This is a genomic window from Mesorhizobium sp. PL10, from assembly GCF_053714315.1.
This window is the reverse complement of the sequence record NZ_JBSKBR010000233.1, coordinates 1-296: the sequence shown is the minus strand read 5'-3', so window position 1 is coordinate 296 and position 296 is coordinate 1. Positions and strand designations below refer to the sequence as shown.

The window sequence follows — 296 nt, the reverse complement described above, 5'->3', positions numbered from 1 at the left end:
CCACCATCATCCGCATGTCCACTGCGTCGTGCCGGGCGGCGGCCTGTCGCTCGAGCCTGCCACGGCGAAGGCCGGGGACCAGCGATGGATCGCCTGTCGGCCGGGATTTTTCCTGCCTGTGCGGGTTCTGTCGCGCCTGTTCAGGCGGCTATTCCTGGAGCGCCTGCAGGACGCCTTCGACGCCGGCCAGCTTCGCTTCTTCAGCGATCTCGCCAGCCTGGCCGACCCTGCCACTTTCTGCGCCCAACTGGCTGGACTGAAGCGGATCGAATGGGTCGTCTACGCCAAGCCCCCGT

General features: G+C 67.2%; 1 protein-coding gene. It reads left to right on the top strand.

All coding sequences use genetic code 11. The features are described 5' to 3' along the window. The coding region (locus ACWGTO_RS33995) for a transposase (RefSeq protein WP_454579019.1) at positions 1-296 on the top strand (296 nt) is incomplete at both ends.